The 21,005-nt window shown below is 70.6% G+C and carries 17 protein-coding genes; 4 read left to right on the forward strand and 13 right to left on the reverse strand.

Annotated features, from left to right (window positions below; all coding sequences use genetic code 11):
- Positions 1–47: 47 nt before the first annotated feature.
- From AB0I73_RS28560 to AB0I73_RS28570, 3 genes are read left to right on the forward strand one after another with little or no spacing between them, the layout of a single operon-like run.
- The gene (locus tag AB0I73_RS28560) at positions 48–1,619 is read left to right on the forward strand and encodes a sugar ABC transporter ATP-binding protein (RefSeq protein ID WP_363042044.1); all 1,572 of its coding nucleotides are present in this window, start codon (positions 48–50) and stop codon (positions 1,617–1,619) included.
- On the forward strand, positions 1,612–2,574 hold the full coding sequence (locus tag AB0I73_RS28565; RefSeq protein WP_363042046.1) for an ABC transporter permease: 963 nt from the start codon (positions 1,612–1,614) through the stop codon (positions 2,572–2,574). The genes AB0I73_RS28560 and AB0I73_RS28565 overlap by 8 nt, the downstream gene beginning before the upstream one ends.
- On the forward strand, positions 2,571–3,605 hold the full coding sequence (locus tag AB0I73_RS28570) for an ABC transporter permease (protein WP_363042048.1): 1,035 nt from the start codon (positions 2,571–2,573) through the stop codon (positions 3,603–3,605). Before AB0I73_RS28565 ends, AB0I73_RS28570 begins: the two co-directional genes overlap by 4 nt.
- 44 nt (positions 3,606–3,649) lie before the next feature.
- Here the strand turns inward: AB0I73_RS28570 and AB0I73_RS28575 are convergent, their stop codons facing one another.
- The 13 genes from AB0I73_RS28575 to AB0I73_RS28635 form a co-directional block, all read right to left on the reverse strand.
- The gene (locus tag AB0I73_RS28575) at positions 3,650–6,925 is read right to left on the reverse strand and encodes a LamG-like jellyroll fold domain-containing protein (protein WP_363042050.1); all 3,276 of its coding nucleotides are present in this window, start codon (positions 6,923–6,925) and stop codon (positions 3,650–3,652) included.
- A gap of 434 nt (positions 6,926–7,359) precedes the next feature.
- Positions 7,360–7,974 carry a DinB family protein gene (locus tag AB0I73_RS28580; RefSeq protein WP_363042052.1) on the reverse strand — a complete coding sequence of 205 codons (615 nt, stop codon included), beginning with the start codon at positions 7,972–7,974 and terminating at the stop codon, positions 7,360–7,362.
- A 241-nt stretch (positions 7,975–8,215) separates the two neighbouring features.
- Complete coding sequence (locus AB0I73_RS28585) at positions 8,216–9,718, reverse strand: aldehyde dehydrogenase family protein (RefSeq protein WP_363042054.1); 1,503 nt, start codon at positions 9,716–9,718, stop codon at positions 8,216–8,218.
- Positions 9,715–10,386 (reverse strand): HD domain-containing protein, encoded by a 672-nt coding sequence (locus AB0I73_RS28590; protein WP_363042056.1) that lies wholly within the window; start codon positions 10,384–10,386, stop codon positions 9,715–9,717. The genes AB0I73_RS28585 and AB0I73_RS28590 overlap by 4 nt, the downstream gene beginning before the upstream one ends.
- 13 nt (positions 10,387–10,399) lie before the next feature.
- Positions 10,400–11,668: an FAD-dependent oxidoreductase gene (locus AB0I73_RS28595; RefSeq protein ID WP_363042058.1), complete on the reverse strand. Its 1,269-nt coding sequence runs from the start codon at positions 11,666–11,668 to the stop codon at positions 10,400–10,402.
- A 6-nt stretch (positions 11,669–11,674) separates the two neighbouring features.
- Positions 11,675–11,995: a 2Fe-2S iron-sulfur cluster-binding protein gene (locus tag AB0I73_RS28600; protein WP_109381130.1), complete on the reverse strand. Its 321-nt coding sequence runs from the start codon at positions 11,993–11,995 to the stop codon at positions 11,675–11,677.
- Positions 11,996–12,016: 21 nt separating this feature from the next.
- Positions 12,017–12,781, reverse strand: coding sequence for an SDR family oxidoreductase (locus AB0I73_RS28605; RefSeq protein ID WP_363042061.1), 765 nt, complete (start codon positions 12,779–12,781; stop codon positions 12,017–12,019).
- A 6-nt stretch (positions 12,782–12,787) separates the two neighbouring features.
- Entirely contained in the window at positions 12,788–14,608 is a 1,821-nt protein-coding gene (locus AB0I73_RS28610) for a PEP-utilizing enzyme (RefSeq protein ID WP_363042063.1), read from the reverse strand.
- Positions 14,609–14,631: 23 nt separating this feature from the next.
- On the reverse strand, positions 14,632–15,702 hold the full coding sequence (locus AB0I73_RS28615; protein WP_363042065.1) for a PEP/pyruvate-binding domain-containing protein: 1,071 nt from the start codon (positions 15,700–15,702) through the stop codon (positions 14,632–14,634).
- 3 nt (positions 15,703–15,705) lie between these two features.
- The gene (locus AB0I73_RS28620) at positions 15,706–16,965 is read right to left on the reverse strand and encodes a cytochrome P450 (protein WP_363042067.1); all 1,260 of its coding nucleotides are present in this window, start codon (positions 16,963–16,965) and stop codon (positions 15,706–15,708) included.
- 127 nt (positions 16,966–17,092) lie between these two features.
- Positions 17,093–17,878 (reverse strand): IclR family transcriptional regulator, encoded by a 786-nt coding sequence (locus AB0I73_RS28625; protein WP_363042069.1) that lies wholly within the window; start codon positions 17,876–17,878, stop codon positions 17,093–17,095.
- A 173-nt stretch (positions 17,879–18,051) separates the two neighbouring features.
- Complete coding sequence (locus AB0I73_RS28630; protein ID WP_363042071.1) at positions 18,052–18,741, reverse strand: HD domain-containing protein; 690 nt, start codon at positions 18,739–18,741, stop codon at positions 18,052–18,054.
- 2 nt (positions 18,742–18,743) lie between these two features.
- Positions 18,744–19,940: a 4-hydroxybenzoate 3-monooxygenase gene (locus AB0I73_RS28635; RefSeq protein ID WP_363042073.1), complete on the reverse strand. Its 1,197-nt coding sequence runs from the start codon at positions 19,938–19,940 to the stop codon at positions 18,744–18,746.
- A 233-nt stretch (positions 19,941–20,173) separates the two neighbouring features.
- Here AB0I73_RS28635 and AB0I73_RS28640 point away from each other — a divergent pair, with 233 nt between their 5' ends.
- Positions 20,174–20,986: an SDR family NAD(P)-dependent oxidoreductase gene (locus tag AB0I73_RS28640; protein ID WP_363042075.1), complete on the forward strand. Its 813-nt coding sequence runs from the start codon at positions 20,174–20,176 to the stop codon at positions 20,984–20,986.
- The last annotated feature ends 19 nt before the right edge of the window (positions 20,987–21,005 follow it).

The following is a 21,005-nucleotide window of genomic DNA, read 5'->3' on the forward strand; positions in this document are numbered from 1 at the left end:
CCTCCGGGCCCCGCGGTCTTGTCACCACTCACTTCCTGGAGGCACAGGTGGCTTCCCCCACCGCAGTCCTCGCCGTCCGCGGACTGAGCAAGACCTTCCCGGGCGTCCGGGCCCTGGACGACGTGGACCTGACCCTGCATCCGGGCGAGGTCCACGCCCTGATCGGCGAGAACGGCGCCGGCAAGTCGACCCTCATCAAGCTCCTCACCGGTGTCCACCGGCCCGACGCGGGTGACATCGTTTTCCAGGGCCGTGAGGTCGCCTTCGCCACACCGCTGGAGGCGCAGAAGGCCGGCATCTCGACCATCTACCAAGAGGTCAACCTCATCCCGCTGCTGAGCGTGGCCCGCAATCTCTTCCTGGGCCGCGAGCCGCGCACCCGTTTCGGCCTGCTGGACTTCGCCCGTATGCACAAGGAGGCCGAGGAGACCCTGCGCGCCCACGGCGTCCGGGTGGACGTCCGTCTGCCGCTGCGCGCCCTCGGTGTCGGCGCTCAGCAGATGGTCGCCCTGGCCCGCGCGGTGGCGACCGAGGCGCGCGTCGTCATCATGGACGAACCGACCTCCTCGCTCGAGCCGCGGGAGGTCGAGACACTGTTCTCGGTGATCCGGCGGCTGCGTGACGAGGGCATCGCGGTCGTCTACGTCAGTCACCGACTGGACGAGCTGTACGCCGTGTGCGACACGGTCACCGTGCTGCGCGACGGACGGCGCGTCCATCACGGCCGCCTCGCCGACCTCGACCGTCTGTCCCTGGTGTCGACCATGCTGGGCCGGGAGCTGGGCGAGGTCCGTACGGAGGGCCTGACCAGGTTCACCGGCGACCACCATGCCGTCGGCACCCGACCCGTGCTGGAGGCACGGGAACTGACGGTCCCGCACAAGCTGCACGACGTGTCCGTGGCGATCCGGCCCGGCGAGGTCGTGGGACTCGGCGGACTGCTCGGGTCCGGGCGGACCGAGACGGCCAAGGCCATCTCCGGTGCGCTGGCGACGAGTTCCGGGCAGGTCCTGGTGGCCGGTGCCCCGTTGCGCGGCGGCTCCACCCCCGCCGCCATCCGGGCGGGCGTCAGTCTGCTGCCCGAGGACCGCAAGAGCGAGGGCATCGTTCCCGGACTCTCGGTCCGCGACAACATCTCACTGGCCGTGCTGCCCCGGCTCTCCCGTTTCGGTCTGGTCTCCGAGGCACGCGTCGACAGCGTCGTGGACACCTTCGTCGAACGGCTGCGCATCAAGGCGTCCTCGCCCCACCAGAAGGTCGGTGAACTGTCCGGCGGCAACCAGCAGAAGGTGCTGCTCGCCCGCTGGCTCGCGATGAACCCCAAGGTGCTGCTGCTGGACGAGCCCACCCGGGGCATCGATGTCGGGGCCAAGGCCGAGGTGCAAAGCCTCGTGGACGAACTGGCCGCGGACGGCCTGGCCGTCCTGCTCATCTCCTCCGATCTGGAGGAACTCATCGAAGGGTCCGACCGCGTGGTCGTGCTGAAGGACGGTGCGGTCGTCGGCGAACTGGCCGGCGAGGAGGTCACCGAGGACACACTGATGCGGACCATCGCCGGGCACGCCCCGGCCGGGAACACGGCCGGCGCCACGGCCGCGGAGGGGGCCGGCGATGGCTGAAGCCGCTCTGCGCACCGCGCCGCTGGACCGGGCCCGCGTCCTGCAGTGGCTGCAGACGTACGGTGTCTACGCCGGCGTGGCACTGCTGCTGGTCGTCAACACCGTCATCACCCCGCACTTCCTGTCCGCGGAGAACTTCCGCACCCAGGCCGTGCAGGTCGCCCCCGTCATCATCGTCGCGCTCGGCATGGCCCTGGTCATCGGCACCGAGGGCATCGATCTGTCGGTCGGCGCCGTGATGGCCCTGGCAGCCTCCGTGACCGCCCTGTACCTCGGCTACGGTCTGCTGCCGGCACTGCTGGTGGTGGCGGTGTTCGCCGCCGCGGTCGGGCTGGCGGGCGGCGTGCTCGTCGCCTTCGTCGGGGTGCAGCCGATCGTGGCCACCCTGGCGCTCATGGTCGGCGGCCGGGGCCTCGCCCTGGTCCTGCTGCCGCAGCTGGAGGATCTGCGCAACCCCGCGCTCGCCTCCCTGGGATCCGGCGACGTCCTGGGCGTCCCGTATCTGATCCTCATCGCCGCCGTCCTGGCGCTGCTGGCCGCGTTCGTGGTCCGCCGCACCACCTTCGGGCGCCAGCTGCTGGCGATCGGTGACAGCCGTCCCGCGGCACAGCTGGCGGGCCTGCCGGTGCGGCGCGTGCTGGTCGTCGTGTACGTGCTGTGCGCGCTGCTGGCGGCCGTGGCGGGCGTGCTGGCCACCGCCCGGCTCCAGGCCAGCGACCCGACCTCGCTGGGCAATCTGATGGAGCTGTCCGCCATCACCGCCGTCGTGGTCGGCGGGACCCCGCTGACCGGCGGCCGCGTCAACATCGCCGGCACCGTGGCGGGAGCGGTCCTCATCCAGTTGCTCACCGCCACCCTCATCAAGCACGATCTGCCGCCGTCGTGGACCCAGATCGCGCAGGCCATAGTGATCGTGTGCGCGGTCTACGCGGCACGGGGACGGGGGAAGCGATGACCGCCACGAGGACGGACGTGCCCGTGACCACCGCGGACGGGCGACCGCCGAAGGCCACGGGCTCCGAGGGCGCCGTGCGCTCGGAGCGTCTCAGTGCCCTGGTCCAGCAGCACGGGGCGCTGGCCGTGCTGGTGATCGTCTCGCTGGTGGCGTCGTTCAGCTTCGACTCCTTCGCCACCGGGGACAACGTCGGCAACATGGCGACGAGTTCGGCGTTCCTGGCGATCGTCGCCCTCGGGATGACCTTCGTCATCATCACCGGGGGCATCGATCTGTCGGTCGGTTCCCTGTTCGCCCTGGGCGGTGTCCTGGCGGCCTGGGGGTCCCGGTACGGGACCCTGGTGGCGCTGCTGTTGCCCCTCGTGGTGTGCGGCGCGATCGGTGTCGTCAACGGCCTGCTGGTGGCACGTTCCCGGCTGGCGCCGTTCATCGTCACCCTGGCGGCCATGCTGGGGGCGCGCGGTCTGATGCTGGCCCTCACCGACGAGGGCGCCGAGACCTACCTGATCGGCAAGGGCTCCTTCCTCTCCGAACTCGGCCAGGGCACCACTCTCGGCATCGGCAACCCCGTGTGGGTCACCCTGGCGCTGTTCGTCGCCGGAGCGGTCGTCCTGCGCCGCACCCGCTTCGGACAGCATGTGTACGCGGTCGGCGGCAACGAGGACGCGGCGGCCCTGATGGGGGCTCCGGTGGCCCGGACCAAGATCCTCGTCTACACGTTGTCCGGGGTGCTGGCCGGGCTGGCCGGCGCGCTCAACGCGGCCTGGCTCGCGTCCGGTGTGACCATCCTCGGCAACGGCATGGAGCTGGAGGCCATTTCCGCCGTCGTGATCGGCGGCACGCTGCTCACCGGCGGCCTCGGTCATGTCAGCGGCTCGCTGGTCGGTGTCCTTCTGCTCAAGGTGATCCAGAACGTCATCAACCAGATCGGCTCCCTGGACTCCTCCTACCAGCAGGTCGTCAGCGGTGCCTTCCTGGCCGTCGTGGTCGTCGCCCAGACCTGGCTGGGCCGCAGACGCCAACTGCTGTGAAGCCGACGGCCGGTGGGCACGGATCGTGCCCACCGGCCGCCCGGTCACGGCTTCTCCCGGTCATGCAGGGCGCTCACCTCCTCGGTGGTGAGCGCCCTGTCGAACGCGTGGACCTCGTCCACCGCGCCGTCCCAGAAGTCCGTGTCGGTGCCGTTCCACTGGGCACGGCCCACGGCGAGCGGTCCCGAGCCGACGTAGGCGGGGCCGGCGGTGGCGGTCGCCGCCAGAACGCCGTCGACGTAGAGGTCGATCTCGCCCCGCGCGTCGTCACGCACACCGACGAGGTGGTACCAGCGGCCCGTGTCCGGCTTCGTCTCCAGCCGTGCGCGCTTTCCGCCGGGTGTGCTGAAGGCGAAGGCGCCCTGCCCGTACTGCAGGTAGAAGGGACTCGTCTGGCGCCGCCCGTCCTGGCTCACCGCAGTGGCGTAGTTGCCGGGCAGCGAGTCGAGCCTGACCCAGGCGGAGACCGAGTAGCTGCCGGTCGTGTCGAGCACGGGGCCGTCGGTTCGCGCGTGCTGCCCCTGTCCGTCGAACTCCAGCGCGCTGCCGCTGACGCCGGGGGTCCAGGTGGTGCCGCCGGTGAGTGTCAGGGACTTGCCGTTCGGGCCGTCGTCCTTCGCGGTCGTGCCGGTGCCCTCGTCGAGGTTCCAGTGGCCGCCGCCCTCCAACTGCTCCCGCTCACCCGCGGCGGCGCCGGCCGCGATGACCTTGCGGTTGACCTCGCGCACCCTGACCGGGTCGACCTTGATCTCCCGGCGGTCGTAGGTGTAGAGGCCGTTCAGTTCGTTCTCCAGGTCGGTGATCTGCGTGTACACCGAGCCGGAGAGTTCGGCGGCGGCCTGGTCGAGGTAGAACCGCTCTGTGTTCTCCACGTACTTGCGGGTCAGGGCCTCCTTGTCGGCGACGCCGCTGTAGATCACCGTCGGCGTGCCCGGCCACATGTGGCCCGGGGTGCGCAGGGTGAAGCCGCCGTGCTCCCCGTCCATGGCCGCCCGGTGGTCGGGGAAGGGCGGGTCCTCGTTGTTGTAGTCGTGGTGGTCGATGATGTCGCCCTTGCCCGAGTCGCCCTTGGAGTTGCAGCAGTTGACGCCGCTGTGGGCATTGACGACGCGGGAGGGGTCGGCGGCCTTGACCGACTCCGCGATGCGACCGCTCTCCTCGCGGTCCCACTCGCCCCAGCCCTCGTTGAAGACGATCCAGCCGATGACCGAGGGCGAGTTGTGGTGCTGGCGCATCATCTCGCGGCCCTGGTCGACGAAGGCCTTCTGCCCGGTCTCGGTGGTGATGTTCCCGGAGACGAAGTCCTGCCAGACCAGCAGGCCGAGCTTGTCCGCGTGGTGGAACCAGCGCGCCGGCTCCACCTTGATGTGCTTGCGGACGGCGTTGAAGCCGAGCTTCTTGTGCGCTTCGAGGTCGAAGGCCAGCGCCTTGTCGCTGGGGGCGGTGTGGAGGCCGTCGGGCCAGAAGCCCTGGTCGAGGGTGGCGAGGGAGAAGACGGGCTCTCCGTTGAGCACCAGCTTCCGGTAGCCGCCGACCTCCTCGATCCCGATCTCGCGCATGCCGAAGTAACTGCCGACCTTGTCCGCCGACCGGCCGTCGGTCAGCCTGACGTCGAGGTCGTAGAGGTAGGGGTCGTCGGGGCTCCACAGGTGCTGCTTCGCCACGGGGAGCCGGAGCTCACGGTTGGCCGGCCCGCTGACCCTGCCGACGACCTCGCCGCGGGCGTCGCGGGCGACGGCCTCCACGCGCGCCTTCGAGGAGGCGCCCTCGGACTCGACGGTCACCGCCAGGCTGCTGGTGTCGATGTCCGGCGTGGTGACGACGTTGTCGATGGCCGCCTCGGCGACGGGCTCCATCCAGACCGTCTGCCAGATGCCGGACGACTGGGTGTAGAAGATGCCGCTGGGACGGGTGTGCTGCTTGCCCGTCGGCTGGTCGGCACCGCCGGTGTCGGTGACCGCGACCACGACCTCCTGCGCCCCCCTGCCCTTGAGCGCGTCGGTGATGTCGGCGCTGAACGCGGTGTAGCCGCCGGTGTGTTCGGCGACCTTCCGGCCGTTGACCCAGACGCGGGCCCGGTAGTCCACGGCGCCGAAGTGGAGCTTCAGCCGCTTTCCCTCACCGATCTTCCAGTTCTTCGGCACCTCGACGAGCTTGCGGTAGAACATGTGGTCCTCGTGCCGTTCGAGCCCGGACAGCTGGGACTCGACGGGGAACGGCACGGTGATCCGCTCGTCCAGGTTCTTGCCGAAGACCGGCTGCTCGCCCGCCTCGGCACCGCTGAACTGCCAGGTTCCGTTGAGGTTCTTCCACTGGGACCGCACCTGCTGCGGACGGGGGTACTCCGGCAGCGGGTTCTTCCTGTCCAGTTCGTCGCCCCACTCCGTGGTGAGACGGTGGTCGGAGGTGTTCGTCGCGTAGCGGACGATCCGGGGCACGGTCTTGCCGCCGGCCGTCAGGCCGCCCTCGCCGTCGTAGGTGAACCGGACCTGCTGGTTCTTCTGGATCGGCTTCGCGAGCGTGACGAGGAGGGAACTGCGGTCGCCGGGTGCCGCCTTCACCGACGTGACCGGCATGGCGGTGGTGTCGGCCTCGATCTTCAGGTGCCTCGTGACCCCGTCGAGGCCGCCGACCCGATTCTCGAACCGGGCGCGCAGCCGCTTCCCGTCCTCGGCGACCGACAGGTCCACCGGAAAGACCTCGAAACCGGCGGGCGGCGTGAACGCCGACTCGGGGACGAAATGCTTGGGTGTCGTCGGGCTCGACCAGCGCAGGAACATGTTCGATCCGCCGAAGTCCTGGAACATCTCCAGCCGGAAGGTGAGCCGTTCACCGGCGGTGAGCCTGATCGGCTCGCTGGTCTGTTCCCTGTCCCAGTCCGGCTCCCAGTGGTCGATGACAGGCTTGTCGTCGACGAAGAGGCGGAATCCGTTGTCGCCGATGGCGTGGAACGTGTAGTCGTCGGTCCTCGGCGCCTCGATCTGTCCCGTCCAGCGGGCGGTCGTGTGCTCCGTCTTCCCGGTCAGTTCCTCGAACGTGCTCGTCAGGCCGGAGAAGTTGATCTGCGGTTCCAGGAGGGTGCCGCCGAGCACGGCGAAGTCCCGGGCTCCCGGCGCCGACATGCTGAAGTACTCGCCCTTCAGGCCGTGCTGTTCGATGGCGGCATCGGCTGCCGCACCGGCGGTACGTGCGGACGTGCTGCCGCTCACGGGCTCCGCGGCCGCCGCGGCGGGAACTGCCGCGCTCGTGGGCAGGAGCAGGGCCGCGACGGTCAGCAGAGCCCACCACCGGGCTCTCGGGCGGGTGTGTTGTCTTGTCATCGAACCTTTCCTCGCGCAGGGGGCATGGGGACAGGACGAAACGGGACCGCGTCAGGTGAACGGCCGGGCCGACGGGGGGTGTTCACCGGCGGCCCAAGCGGACCCGCCGGTACGGCGCGGCACCGGCGCCGCGACGGCCAGGGGCTATTTCAACGTTGGAAATTCACTGTGCAGCGGAATGACAACACGTCGGTCGACGGCTGTCCAGACCTCACGCACAGCTGGCTGCCCGTCAGGAGCCGTGCTAACGCGAGGATTTCCCGGCTCCCTCGCGTCGTTTTGGAGGCAAGCCGTGCGGTCCTCCGATGTGCCGTGCGGGAGCGCCCCCCACGGGACCGTGGGGGGCCTCGTCTTCGCCGCCTGCGACTTCGACCAGGGGTCTTCTGTCCGGCGGATCGAGGTGGAGGAGAGAGCCGACGCGAGGGGGGGGCTCCCTACGCCCCGGCCGGCCGGCGGCTGCCCGCCTCCCTCGCCGCGTGCTCCAGCCGGCCTCGGTGGGCCTCCCACCAGGCCGCGTCACCGGACGGCAGATCGCTCGCCCTCTTCCCCCAGCCGACGGCCCCGTCGATGAGCTCCCGCACGATGTCCGCGTGGCCGGCGTGCCGGTGGGTGTCGGCGATCACCCGCACCAGGAGGTGGTGCAGCGTGGTCTCCCTCCGCTCCTCCGGCCACCACGGCACATGACCGACGGTGTCGAGCGGGAGCGCGGCGAACGTACGGCCCGCGTGCTCCCAGGCCCGGTGGTAGAGCCCGACGATCTGCTCGCGCGACTCGTCCGCGGTGGCCCACATGTCCGCGTTGGGTTCGGCGTCCTGCGTGTACCACCAGGACGGCGGATCCTGCCGGAAGAAGGGCCGGCCGAACACGTCGCCGAAGTATCCCAGTTCCACTCCGGCGGCGTGCTTGACCAGCCCCAGCAGATTGGTGCCGGTGGGTGTCAGCGGGCGGCGGACGTCGTACTCCGAGAGCCCTTCGAGCTTCCACACCAGGGCTTCCCTGGCGTCCTGCAGGTATCGGGTCAGGTCCGCTTTCGGATCCGGTTTCGTCATGCCCCGCAGTCTCCCACCCGGCACTGACAGCCGGGCGCCGCACGGCGGTCGGCATCAAGGGCGCCCGGGGGTCATCGCCCGAGGACGGAGGAGAACGCGTCGCGGATGTCGGATTCCGGCTGAACGCCCATCAACTAATTTTCAAGGAAAGCCAGTTGATTTGAGCACCTGCTTCACCGCCTCCTCTCCGGCGAAAGGCCGTCGCGGCTGCCGATCGTCACGTGCCGTGTCGGCGGATGGGTCAGCCGGCACGACGGTGGATCGACTTGAAGGTGACGTACTGGGACAGGCCTTCGATTCCGTACTCGACGCCCAGCCCCGAGTCGTGCCGCCCGCCGAAGGGGGCGTTGTGGTTGGAGCCGAAGAAGTTCACGCCGACGGATCCGGTGTCCATGCGTTCGGCGACCGCCTGCGCGGCCTCGCGGTCGGCGGAGAACACCACGCCGCCCAGCCCGAACGACGTGTCGTTGGCGAGGGCGACGGCCTCGTCGATGTCGTCGTAGCGCAGGACGCTCACCACCGGCCCGAAGATCTCCTCGCGCGCGATCCGCATGTCGGGGGTGACGTCGGCGAAAACCGTCGGCTCGATGAACCAGCCCCGCTCCGTGTCGGCGGGGCGTCCGCCGACGGTCGCTCGCGCCCCCTCCTCGTGGGCCGAGTCGAGGTAGTCGCGCACCACTTCGTACTGCGCCCGCGAGGCCATGGGCCCGAACACGGTGCGCTCGTCGAAGGGGTCGCCCTGCGGGGCGGCCTCGACCGTGCGGGTGACCACGTCGACCACTTCCTCGTAGCGCTCCGAGGGGGCCAGGATGCGGGTGGAGACGTAGCAGGTCTGCCCGGTGTTGCGCAGGCAGGTGCGGATCAGCGCCGCGGACATCTGCTCGAGGTCCGCGTCGGGGAGCACGATCGCCGAGGACTTCCCGCCGAGCTCGAGGGTGACCGGTCGCAGCAGTTCGCCGCAAGCGGACGCGATCCGGCGGCCGACCGGGGTCGACCCGGTGAAGGCGACCTTGGCCGTGAGCGGGTGGCGCACCAGCCGGTCGCCGACCTCACCGCCGCCGGTGACCAGGTTGACCACCCCGGGCGGGACGCCGGCGGCCTCGCACGCCTCGACCACGAACCGGATCGACAGCGATGTGCCGGGCGCGGGTTTCATGACGACCGTGCAGCCGGCGAGCAGGGCCGGCGCCAGTTTGACCACCATGAGGTTGATCGGGAAGTTCCAGGGTGCGATCAGCACGCACGGGCCCACCGGGTCCCTGCGCACGACGGTCTCGGCGCCCCCCGCCGGGAACGGCCGTACGTCCTCGTCCTCGAGCCAGGACGCCAGCCCGGCGACGTGCCGCAGGATGCCCGCCGCGTTCGCGGCGGCGCCGCGGGTCTCGCTGATCGGTGAGCCGTTCTCGAGGGTGTTGGCCAGCGCCGTGTCGGCGGCGCGGGCCTCGACCTCGTCGGCGATCCGCAGCAGCAGTGCGGCCCGCTGCGACGGCGTGGTCCGCGGCCATGGGCCGGTGCGAAAGGCCCGGTCGGCGGCGGACAGCGCGGCGTCGACGTCGTCGGCCGAGCAGTCCGGGACCGATCCCCACTCCTGGCCGGTGGCCGGATCGACCAGCGGCAGCCGGGCGGCAGCGGTCGAGCGGGTCCAGGCGCCGTCGGCGTAGAGATCGTCCACATGGGTCCAGCGGGGCTCCGGCCGGGTGGACGCCGTCCGTCCGGTCGCCGGCCGGGCGTCGGTGGCGTTCATCGGATCACGGCCGTCTTGAGCAGGGCACGCGAGCGGTTGAGGGTGGCGGTGGCCATGGCGACGGCCGGGGCGGTGAGCAGTTCGGGAACGATCTCCGTCTCGAGCCGGTCGCTGTAGACCGCGGGGTCCATGCGGAACCAGCCGGACGCCAGCGCGATCCCGGCGTGGTCGAAGCGCCACAGCCGGTCGGCGTCGCGGACCAGCGCGTCCTCCAGCGAGTACGCCTCCTTCCGGGTGTCGTGCCCGTCGATGATGTCGCAGACCTGCTGGACGAACGCGTCCTCGTAGCCGAGAGGAGGCAGCACCTCGCGGGCGATCGCGCAGCCCTGTCTCTCGTGCTCGAACCGGATCTCGGCCCTGCGCCAGTCACCGGAGAATCCCTCGGAAAGGATGCGCTCCTCGTCGACCCTCCCCCACCCGGTGTCGTGCAGCTGGATCGCCACGCGCACCAGCAACCGGTCGGCGTGGGGGAAGGAGTCGCACAGCCGCTCGGCGTAGGCCAGCGAGATCGGCAGGTGGATGTCGTTGCCGCGCGTGCGGGTCTCGGGGACGACCGCCTTCCATATGGGGTTGAGATCGTCGCCGGGGGCCGGGGTCAACGAGATGGGTGAGGTGTCGACCGGTCCGGGCGCCGGTATGGGGCGCTCGGTGGGCAGCGCGGTGGGCATGGGGTTCCCCTTCTCAGTCGGCCGCGACCAGGGCGGCCGGGTCGACGGTCACGGACTTGAGCTGGACGGACGGGTCTGCGGCGGCGTCGTGGGGGATGGACAGGCCCTTGGCCAGCGCGTTGCGGACCGCCATGAAGTCCAGCGGGTGGTTGACGCAGTCGGCGGCCAGGATCCGATCACCGCGGTAGTAGAGGACCGAGTGCTTTCCCCGCTCCGGGTCGGCGCGGACCAGCGTGCGATCGTGCCCGGTGGACAGCCCCGCGATCTGGAGCTTGATGTCGCCCTGGTTGGACCAGAACCACGGGATGCCCGCGTACTCCTCGCGGCGGCCGGTGATGGCGTAGGCCGCCACCTTGGCCTGTTCGATGGCGTTGTTGACGCTCTCGAAGCGCACCCGGTCGCCGGCGGGGGCGCCGGGGACGGGGTTGGGCAGGTTCGCGCAGTCTCCGACGGCGACGGTGACCCCGTCGGAGGCGAGGGCGGACTCGTCGACCCGAACACCGTTGTCGCACACCAGGCCGATCGATTCGGCCAGTTCGGTGTTGGGGATGACGCCGACGCCGACCAGCACCAGGTCGGCGGGGACCGTCCGGCCGTCGGCGAGCTCGACGCCGCCGACCCGGTCGCCGCGGGGCACGATGCGGCGGACCGAGGCGCCGAGCACGATGTCCATGCCGGCGGCCCGGTGGTGGTCGAGGAGGTGTGCCGAGGTCTCCTCGCCGACGGCCCGCGGGACCAGCCGGGGCGCCGCCTCGATCAGGGTGACCGAGCGGCCCATCCTGGTCAGGGACGCGGCCGCCTCGATGCCGATGAAGCCGCCGCCGATCACGACCACGTCGCGCACTCCGGGTACCCGGGCCTTGAGTTCGAGGGCGTCGTCGGCGCTGCGGAGGTAGAGGACGCCGGGCAGGTCGACGCCGTCGAGCAGCAGCCGCCGGGCCCGCGCGCCGACGGCCAGCGCCAGCCGGTCGAAGGGGAAGTCGGCGCCCGACATGGAGTGGGCGACGCCCGAACCGTCGTCGTTCTTGTCGATGCGGATGATGCGCTCGTTCTTCACCACGTCGATGCGGTGTTCGGCCCAGTACTCCTGGGTGCGGAACATCAGCGACTCGTCGGTGATCTCGCCCTGCAGCCATTCCTTCGACAGGGCGGGCCGCTGGTAGGGGCGGTGGTTCTCGTCGCCGAGCAGGGTGATCGGCTCGGCGTACCCGAGCGCGCGCAGGGAGGTGGCGAGCGATACACCGGCCTGCGAGGAGCCGATGATCAGCAGTCCGTCAGCCATGGTCGTTCACACCTGGGTGGTCGGGGTGGTCACGTGCAGGTCGCAGCCGTCGGTGACCTTGAGCTGGCAGGAGAGGCGGGAGTTGTCCTGCCGGTCCTCGGCGGCACCCCAGAGCATCTCGTCCTCCATCTCCTCCATCGGCGGGAGCGAGGCGAGGCCGTCCTGGTCGACGTACACGTGGCAGGTGGCGCAGGACAGGGAGCCGCCGCACTCGGCGACGATGCCGGGTACGCCGTTGCGGACCGCGGTCTCCATGACCGAGTCGCCGACGTTGGCCGCCACCGTGCGGGACGCACCGGTGTGGTCGGTATAGGTGACCTGGGGCATGACTTTCCTCCTGGATCGAGGTCAGATGAACTGACGGCCGCCGTCGACGACCAGGGTCTGGCCGGTGACGAAGTCGCTGTCGGGGCCGGCGAGGTAGAGCGCGGCACCGACGATGTCCTCGGGCCGGCTGGCCCGCCGCAGGGAGCCGCGGTCGACGCCGTAGGACTCGGCGTCCTCGAGCAGGCCGCGGCTCGCCTCGGTGAGTGTGAAGCCCGGCGCGATCGCGTTGACCGTGATCGAGCGGCGGCCGAGTTCCTTGGCCATCACCCGGGTGAGCGCGATGACACCGCCCTTGGAGGCGACGTAGTGCGCCCAGTTCTCCGAGCCGCTGTAGACGGTGGCCGAGGAGAGGTTGACGACCCGGCCGCCTTCGGGCAGGTACGGGCTGACGGCGCGGGTCATCAGCCACGGCCCCTTGAGGTTGACCGCCATCACGAGGTCCCATTCCGCGGGGTCGATGTCCTCGAGCGGCGAGCGGGTGACGGTGCCGTACACGGCCGCGTTGTTGACGAGGACGTCGATCCGGCCGCCACCGAAGTCCGCGACCCGCGTGGCGAGTTCCTCGGTGGAGTCGGTGTCCGTGACGTCGACGCGTCCGTGCCAGGCGTCGGCCCCGGCGTTCTGGACCTGGCGGGCCGTCTCCTTGACGCCGTCGGTGTCGAGGTCGGCGACGGCGACGCGGTAGCCACGGCCGGCGAAGCCGAGGGCGAAGGCCCGGCCCAGGCCGCCCGCGGCACCGGTCACGAGGACGGTGCGGGCGGGCGCCTGAGGGTGGGGGAGCGACATGGTGGCTCAGCTCTCCAGGATCTCGACACGGCCGGCGGTGCCGTCGACGCGGATGCGCTGGCCGGTGCGGATGGTGGTCGAGGCCGAGCCGGTGCCGGTCACGGCGGGCAGGCCGTACTCGCGGCAGACGATGGCGGCGTGGCTCATCATGCCGCCGATGTCGGTGACGGTCGCCTTGATCTTGCCGAAGATCGGGCCCCAGGACGGAGCGGTGATCGTGGCCACGAGGATCTCGCCGTCCTGTACCTCGCCGAGCTGGTCGGCGGAGGTGATCAGGCGGGCGACGCCCTCGACCACGCCCGGCGAGGCGGCCATGCCGGTGATGGCACCGTCGTCACCGCCCTCGTCCCCGGCCAGCCACTGCTGGACCTGGTCGGTGGTGATGCCGTAGAGCATCATCGTGAAGGGCTCGGTGATCTGGGCGGGCGGGGTGTTGAGCGCCGGCTGCGGACGGCGGGTCGAGAGCGCGTCGATGATGCCGCGGCGCCGCTCGATCTCGGCCGGCCAGTAGTGCGGTCCGGCCGGCTCGGCGCCGACCGCCCAGCCGGTGACGAGGTCGAAGAGCGCGTCGCGCACCTCGTTGCGGTTGAGGTAGAGCATGTCGGCGGGCTCTGCCCAGAAGCCGGCGTCGGTGAACACGCGGGCCAGCTCGCGGACCTTGCGCCAGAAGACGCCCATGGTCCAGTGCTCGATGTAGAAGTTGTGGTTCTCGACGTAGGGGTAGGCGGTGGCGGCGAGGCCGCGCTTGGCGTCGAACTGCTCCTGTGCGTCGCCCTGGAGCAGGTCGCGGTACTCTCCGACGATCCGCTCCTTCTCGGCGATCAGCGCGTCGACGGGCCGCATGATGTCCTGCCCCTCGTCGACGCGCCGGATGTAGTCCTTGATGTAGCCGAGCGGGATCTCCTGGTGCTCCATCCAGTACTTGTCGTGGCCGTAGAAGCCGTTGCCGACGGTGAAGTTGAACCACGGGTCCTGCGCGGCCTCGTACGCCGCGAGCCACTCCTCGCCACCCGCGTCGCGGACCGCCAGCAGGGTGCCCTCGACGTCGTCGGGGTCGGCGAACGCTGCCTGGAGCTTCATCTCCACGGCCTTGACGGCGAGCTTCTTCAACTCGTCGTCGGGCCGGAACAGTTCCATGTCGACGCCCTGCACCATCTTCGCGATGGCCTGGTCGGGGATGCCCGGGAACACCTCCTTGCAGTAGCCGAAGAAGTCGAGGTAGGCGAGGTATCCGAGGTTGAGGAACTCGAAGTGGTACTGCCAGTTGCGGTAGAGCAGGGCGATCAGGCGGTCGTAGTTCTCCATCAGCACCTGGGAACCGTCCATGGCCTTGCCGGAGACGATGTCGTCGAACGGCACGGCGTCGGGCAGCGCCGTGAACTCGAGTTCCTCCATCTCGTCGATCGTGGCGCGGACCTTGGAGTGCCAGGCCTCCAGCAGGCTGTCCCAGTTCTGGAAGTAGTGGCCGGCGCGGCGTTCGAACTCCGGTATTCGGGCGGCGATCTCGCCTTCCGGCACCGGCACCGGGCTCATGTACAGATAGCCGAGATGGATCTTGAACTCGATGCCGTTCGCCGGCGGGATCAGCAGGTGGCGGGTGTTGTACTGGCCGAGGCACTTGACCGCGAACTCGCCGCCGATGGTCTCGAACGGCTTGAACACCGTGGGCCAGTGCTGGCTGTCGCAGAACCAGAACTTCTCGTCGCCGCCGGGGGCGTTGTCGAAGACGAGGTGGTAGGGGTAGAGCTCCTCCCACCCCTCGGCACCGGCGGGCACCTCGATCTCCGAGGGCTTCGGGAAGGACTTCATGGTCTGTTCGATGGTCATGCGGGTTCCTCTGCGGTTCGGGCTCAGCGGCCAATGAGGGAGGAGGTGAGACCAGTCATGGAGAAGCCGGCCGGGCCCGAGGCCCTGGGGGCGGCCGGAGCGGCCGGAGCTGCGGAGTGCACCGTCTCCGGGCGGGACTGCAGGAGCAGGAGGTTCTCGCCGCCGGGCAGGTCGGCGTCGAGTGCCCACTCGACGTCCTGGGGGCAGCCGTAGTGCTTCTCGGCCCGCTTGGCCAGGGCCGCGACGGCGAGCAGTTCGTCGTCGGTCAGGCAGCGCACCGCGCGGCGGGCCGGCTCGACCTCGCGTTCGACGAGCGAGCCGGTCCGCGGGTCGGGGACGAGTTCGGCGTGCTTGTCGCCGAGGTGCTCGCCGACCACGGTGAGCATGACCTTGTCGAGCAGGATGTTGTCGGGGGTGACCTGTCCGGAGACCACCATCTCGCCGACCCCCCACGAGGCGTCGATCACGATCTTGGAGCGGTCGCCGTTGGCGGGATCGAGGGTCATCGCGACGCCCGAGGAGCGGGCGTTGACCATCTTCTGCACCGCGACGGCCATCGACAGGTCCTGCTCGGGGATGTTGTTGCGCAGCCGGTAGGTGATCGCCCTGCTGGTGTAGAGCGAGGCCCAGCACCGTCGTACGTGTTCCCGCACGGCGGGGTAGCCGGTGAGCCAGAGGTAGGTGTCCTGCTGGCCGGCGAAGCTGGCGTCGGGGAGGTCCTCGGCGGTCGCGGACGAGCGGACCGCGACCGGCACCTCGTCGGGGAACCGCGACATCAGGGTGCCGTAGGCGTCCCGCAGCATGCCGTGCATCTCCTCGGGGACGTCCCGGGACTCGATCGCGGCCCGGATCCTCGCCGACACCCGGTCGACACACGCGACGTCGTCGGGGTCGATCTCGGCGAGGGCGGCCCGGATCTCCTCGCGCAGGCCGCTGCCGTCGACGAAGCGGTCGAAGGCGGCCGTGGTCACGGCGAATCCGGGCGGTACGGGCATGCCGGCGGCAGTCATGGAGACCAGTGAGGCGCACTTGCCGCCGAGCAGTTCGAGTGCCGGCGCGTGGCCGCTGTCGAAGAAGACGATGGAGTCGTTCACGGGTCAGTCCTCCCAAGTCACCCTGACCGCGGCGGGCGCGCGGAAGGAGAGGTTGTCACCGAAGTGGATGTCGGAGTCGTCGGCGAGGCGGAGGCCGGGCGCGAGGCGGGCGGTCTCCTCGAGCGTGATCTTCGCCTGGAGCTTGGCCAGCATGTTGCCGAGGCAGTAGTGGATGCCGAATCCGAAGGACAGGTGCTCCCGGGCGTTGGCCCGGCCGATGTCGAAGGACTCGCCGTCCTCGAAGCGGGACGCGTCGCGGTTGGCCGAACCCATCAGCAGCAGGATGTCGGCGCCCTTCGGGACCGCCACACCGCCGATCTCGGCGTCGCGCAGGGCCTTTCGGCGCCAGCCGACGATGGAGGGGCTGTAGCGCAGCACCTCGTCGACCGCGCCGGGGATGCGACGGGGGTCCTCGACGACATGACGCCACTGGTCGGGGTGGGAGAGCAGCACCCGCAGGGCGTTGGAGACCAGTGTGGTGGTGGTCTCGTGTCCGGCGAAGAGCAGTGAGTAGCAGACCGAGGCGATCTCGTGGTCGCTGATCGGGTCGCCCTCGGCCTGCATCCGGACCATGTCGCCGACCAGGCTGTCCCGCTCGGTCTCGTGGGCCTCGGCGACCAGCCGGCGGCATTCCGCCCAGTACTCGACGAGGTTGCGGGCGTGCGGCACCTGCTCCTCGTCGGAGAGGTCTCCCCACGTCATGGCCGAGCGGGAGTCCGACCATCGCTTGAAGGTGTCGATCTGCGAGACGTCGGCGCCGATCAGGGTGAGGATCGTGATCGTCGGTACGTCGTAGGCCAGGTCCCGCACCAGGTCGCCGTGGCGCTCGGGGCGGGCCAGCATCGCTTCGAGCAGCCGTACGACGTTGGCGCGGATGTCGGGTTCGAGCACCTTGAACCGGCGCGGGGTGAACGCCTTGGCGGCGACCTTGCGGATCCGGGTGTGCTCCGGGGGGACCCGGGCGGAGAGGCCGGAGTAGGCGGTGAAGCCGCCCTCCTCCATGATCTGCTTCGCCTGCGGACCGCGCTCGCGCACCGGCGCCTGGGCGTTCTCGGAGGAGAAGGTCCCCCAGTCCTCGAAAACGGCCTTGATGTCGTCGTACCGGCTCACCACCCAGCAGCCGATCCGCTCGTCGTACATCACCGGCTTCTCCGCGCGGAGGGCTGCGTACGACGGGAACGGGTCGTCCTGGGCGAACGGCTCGTAGCCGTGATGGATCGGACAGCCCGGAGCCGTGCCGGCCGGGGTCTGGGTCGACGTCATCCCGCCTCCTGTTCATCACGTCGCCGTGTGACGACCACCTCATCGTGGCCCGGGGACCTCGGGAGGTCCACGCGCGACTTCCGTTGGACGGAAGTGGTTCCCGCTCCGGGAAGCGGCTCGCGCGGGGTCAGGAGCGTCCGCGGCCCGACCGCCGCGGGATGCGGGCGAGGCTGGGCTGGGGGCGGGCGGCGGCCGCCTCGATGCGGCGCGCGATGCCTCGCAGGGCCGGCAGGTGGCGGGTCATCGTGGTCCCGTCGCTCGACAGCATGACCAGGCCGATGGCGGCCGGGTGGGGTTCGAGACGGACCGGGACGGCGATCGAGCACGACCCGGCGCGCACCTCCTCCTGGGTGGTCGCGTAGCCCTCGTCGCGGACCCTGCGCAGCTCCGCGGCCAGCCGTCCGGGATTGACATGGGTGTGCCGGGTGGCCGCCTCGAGCCGGTGGGCGAGGTACGCGTCGCGCACCCACTCCTCCTCGTGGGCCAGCAGCACCTTGCCGACCGCGGTGGCGTGCAGCGGCAGACGCCCGCCGACGCGGGAGGCGCGTGGAACCCGGGTGGAGCCGTAGATCCGGTCGATGTAGAGGGCCTCGTCGCCGTCCCTGATCGCGATGTGCGCGGTCTCGTGGGTGAGGGAGAACAGGTCCTGGAGATAGGGCCGCGCGGTGTCGCGCAGATGACGGCCCGCGTTCTGGGCGACCTCCCACAGCCGCAGGCCCACGGTGTAGCGGCCCTGTTCGTCACGTTCCAGCGCGCCCCACTCGACGAGTTCCTTCGCGAGACGGTGCGCGGTGGGCAGGGGCAGGCCGGCGTGCTCGGCGAGGACGCTCAGGGACTGCGCGTTGGGACCGCTCTCGAAGGCGCTGAGCAGCGCGAACGCCTTCGAGGTCACCGTGCGGCCATCACCGCGCATGGAGCCTCCAGAGATCGTCGGGGTGCCATCGTCGCGCACGGTGGGCGGCCCGTCGAGCGCGTGGGGCGCGTGGGGCGCGTGGGGCGCGCGGGCCGACGGGCCGCGCCTCGTGCGGGGCGCGGCGCGTCGGCCGCAGGAATGTGTCCCGGCCCGGCCGAAGGCGCCTGCCCGTCTCAGCCGAGCGCGATCCGCTGGGGCGTGCTGTCGATCGCCGCGACCGCGGCGAGGGCGCGGGCCATGGTGCGGGCGGCGTCGGTGAACAGGTGGTCGTGGACCCGGCTGCCGATCAGCGTGTGCGCCTGCTCGCGGGTCAGCCCGAACCAGTCCATGACGGTGTCCACGCCGTGCGGGGTGAGCCGCCAGAGCTTGTCGGCGTCCTTGACCAGCGAGTCGTTGAGGGAGAGCGCGGTGAGCCGGGTGTCGTGACCGTCGATGATCTCGACGATCTCGGCCGCCCGCTCGGGGTCGTGGCCGAGCCGGGCGAGGATGTCCGCGGCGATCGCGGCGCCCTCCTTCTCGTGGCGCAGGACGAGGTCGCGGCGGCCCCCGCCGGGGCGGATGGCCTCGAGCACCTCGTCCTCGGGCACCCTCGACCAGCCGGTGTCGTGGAGGATGATCGCGGGCAGCACCACATCGCGGTCGGCCTCGGGATGCAGGTCGCACAGGGCTGCGGCGAGGCCGTAGGAGTAGGCGGTGTGGCCGTCGTTGCTCCGCACGTGGAGGTGGTCGACGGCCAGGCGCCACACGGCGTCGTCCTCGGGCCGGAAGCCCGCGGTGCCGGGCACGCCGGCGCGGTCGGGCAGGTGGCCGGTGACGTCCGTGCCGAGCTGGTTGGCGGTCGGGTTCTGACGGGGCGGTGCCATGTTCATCGTCCTTCCGGCCAGCCGGTGTAGGCCTCGGCGAGGTAGGTCGAGCCCGCGGTCGAGCCGGTCACCGCGGACAGTTCGCCCTCCTGGCGCCGGACGTCGAACGGACTGGCCCCCGGCAGCGTGTGCAGCATCGTGGTCATCCAGTAGGAGAAGTGCTGGGCCTTCCAGACCCGGCCGAGGGCCCGCTCGCTGTAGGTCGCCAGCGGGACGGTGTCACCGCTCGCGACCGCCCGCTCGAGCTCCTCGGCCAGTACCCGCACGTCGGCCAGAGCCAGGTTGAGGCCCTTGGCGCCGGTCGGCGGCACGGTGTGCGCGGCGTCGCCGGCGAGCACCAGCCGACCGTGGTGCATCGGCTCCTGGACGAAGCTGCGGAACGGCAGCACGGTTCTGGAGGTGATGGGTCCCTCCTTGAGCGTGTGGCCGTTGGCCCCGACGCGTGACTGGAGCTCTTCCCAGATCCGGTCGTCGGACCAGGTGGCGGCGTCCTCCGCGGGGTCGCACTGGAAGTACATCCGCTGGAGGGTCTCGGTGCGCTGGCTGATCAGCGCGAACCCCCGCGGCGAGTGGTTGTAGATCAGCTCCGGCGCGCTGGGCGCCGCCTCGGTCAGGATGCCGAACCAGGCGAAGGGATACTCGCGGAAGTACTGCGTGCGCCGTGCCTCCGGCACCTCGCGGCGGCACAGGCTGCGTGATCCGTCGGCGCCCACGAGGAAGTCGGCGCGCACCTCGTGAAGGGTGCCGTCGGCGTCGGTGAACCGCATGACCGGGGAGTCGGAGGTGAGGCCGTCGACCGCGACGTCGGTGACGCCGAACCGGACGTCGCCGCCGTCGCGTTCGCGGGCGTCGGCGAGATCGATGAAGACGTCGGTCTGGGGGTAGAGCTGGGTCGAGGCGCCGACCAGCCCCTGGAAGTCGATGCGGTGGCCGCCCCCGCCGAACGCCAGCTCGATGCCGTCGTGGCGGTAACCGTCGCGGTGCACCCGGTCGGAGACGCCGGTGCCGACCAACAGGTCGACCGAGTCCTGCTCGAGGATCCCGGCGCGGTGGGTCTCCTCGATCTCCCGGCGGCTGCGCAGGTCGATCGCGACGGAATCGATCCCGGCCCGGGCGAGCAGGTGGGAGAGCATCAGGCCGGCGGGGCCGGCCCCGACGATGCCGATCTGCGTACGGCTGTGAATGCGCGAGGAGGACATGGGCGACATTCTGCGTCCGTGCGAGCCACCCGGCCAGGACTCTCTTCCGTCCAGTGGAACCGGACCAGGACACCTCCCCGGCGCGAACTGCCGGATTCCGGCGCCCGGACATCCACGGAAACCAAACCTAGACAGGTGTCAAATTCTTGGTTAGGTTGGCCGGACTTCACCGCCGACAGGCACGACTTGTCCGAAAAGCGGCAGGTCACACCTCAACGACGAGGGGATCGACTATGGAACTCGACGGCAGGATCGCGGTCGTCACCGGTGCGGCTTCGGGCATGGGCCTGGCCGCCGTGAAGGCCCTGGCGGGAGCCGGTGCCACGGTCTACGGCATGGACCTGCGGCAGGAGGACCTCGACCGCGAGTTCGCCGGTCTGGAGCGGGTCCGAGGTCATGCCACGGACGTCTCCGACTCCGCCGCCGTGAACCGCGTCTTCGACCGGGTCCGGGAGGACCACGGCCGTCTGCACGTCCTGGTGAACGCCGCCGGTGTCGCCACACCGAACAAGGCCAAGCAGGCGTGGGTGGACGGCATCAACCAGAAGATGACCGAGTCCTTCAAGAGCGGCGAGTCCTACCACCCCGAGTTCCTGGACGGCATCTCGGACGAGGACTTCGACCGCGTCGTCGCGATCAATCTCAACGGCACCTTCTACACGATCCGTGCCGCCGTACCGCTGATGAAGGAGAGCGGCAGCGGCTCGATCATCAACTTCGCCTCCGTCGCGGGGCTCATCGGCCTGCCGATGCCCGCCTACTACCCGGCGTCCAAGGCCGCGGTCGTGGGCCTCACCAAGGCGGTGGCGGCGGAGCTCGCCCCCTTCGACATCCGGGTCAACGCGCTGGCACCGGCCGGCATCAGGACGGCCATGCTCACGGCATCCGGCGACGACCACGTCCAGGCACTGCTCTCCCTCCAGCCGCTGAAGCGTCTGGCCGAGCCCGAGGAGATCGGCCGGACGGTCCTCTTCCTCGCCTCCGACGCGGCGGGCCACTACACCGGTCAGACGCTGGCGCCCTCCGGCGGCGCCCTCATGCTCTGACCCCCCATCGACAACCGGA

Origin of the sequence: Streptomyces sp. NPDC050388 (assembly GCF_040655635.1) — a bacterium.
Classification (GTDB): Bacteria; Actinomycetota; Actinomycetes; order Streptomycetales; family Streptomycetaceae; genus Streptomyces.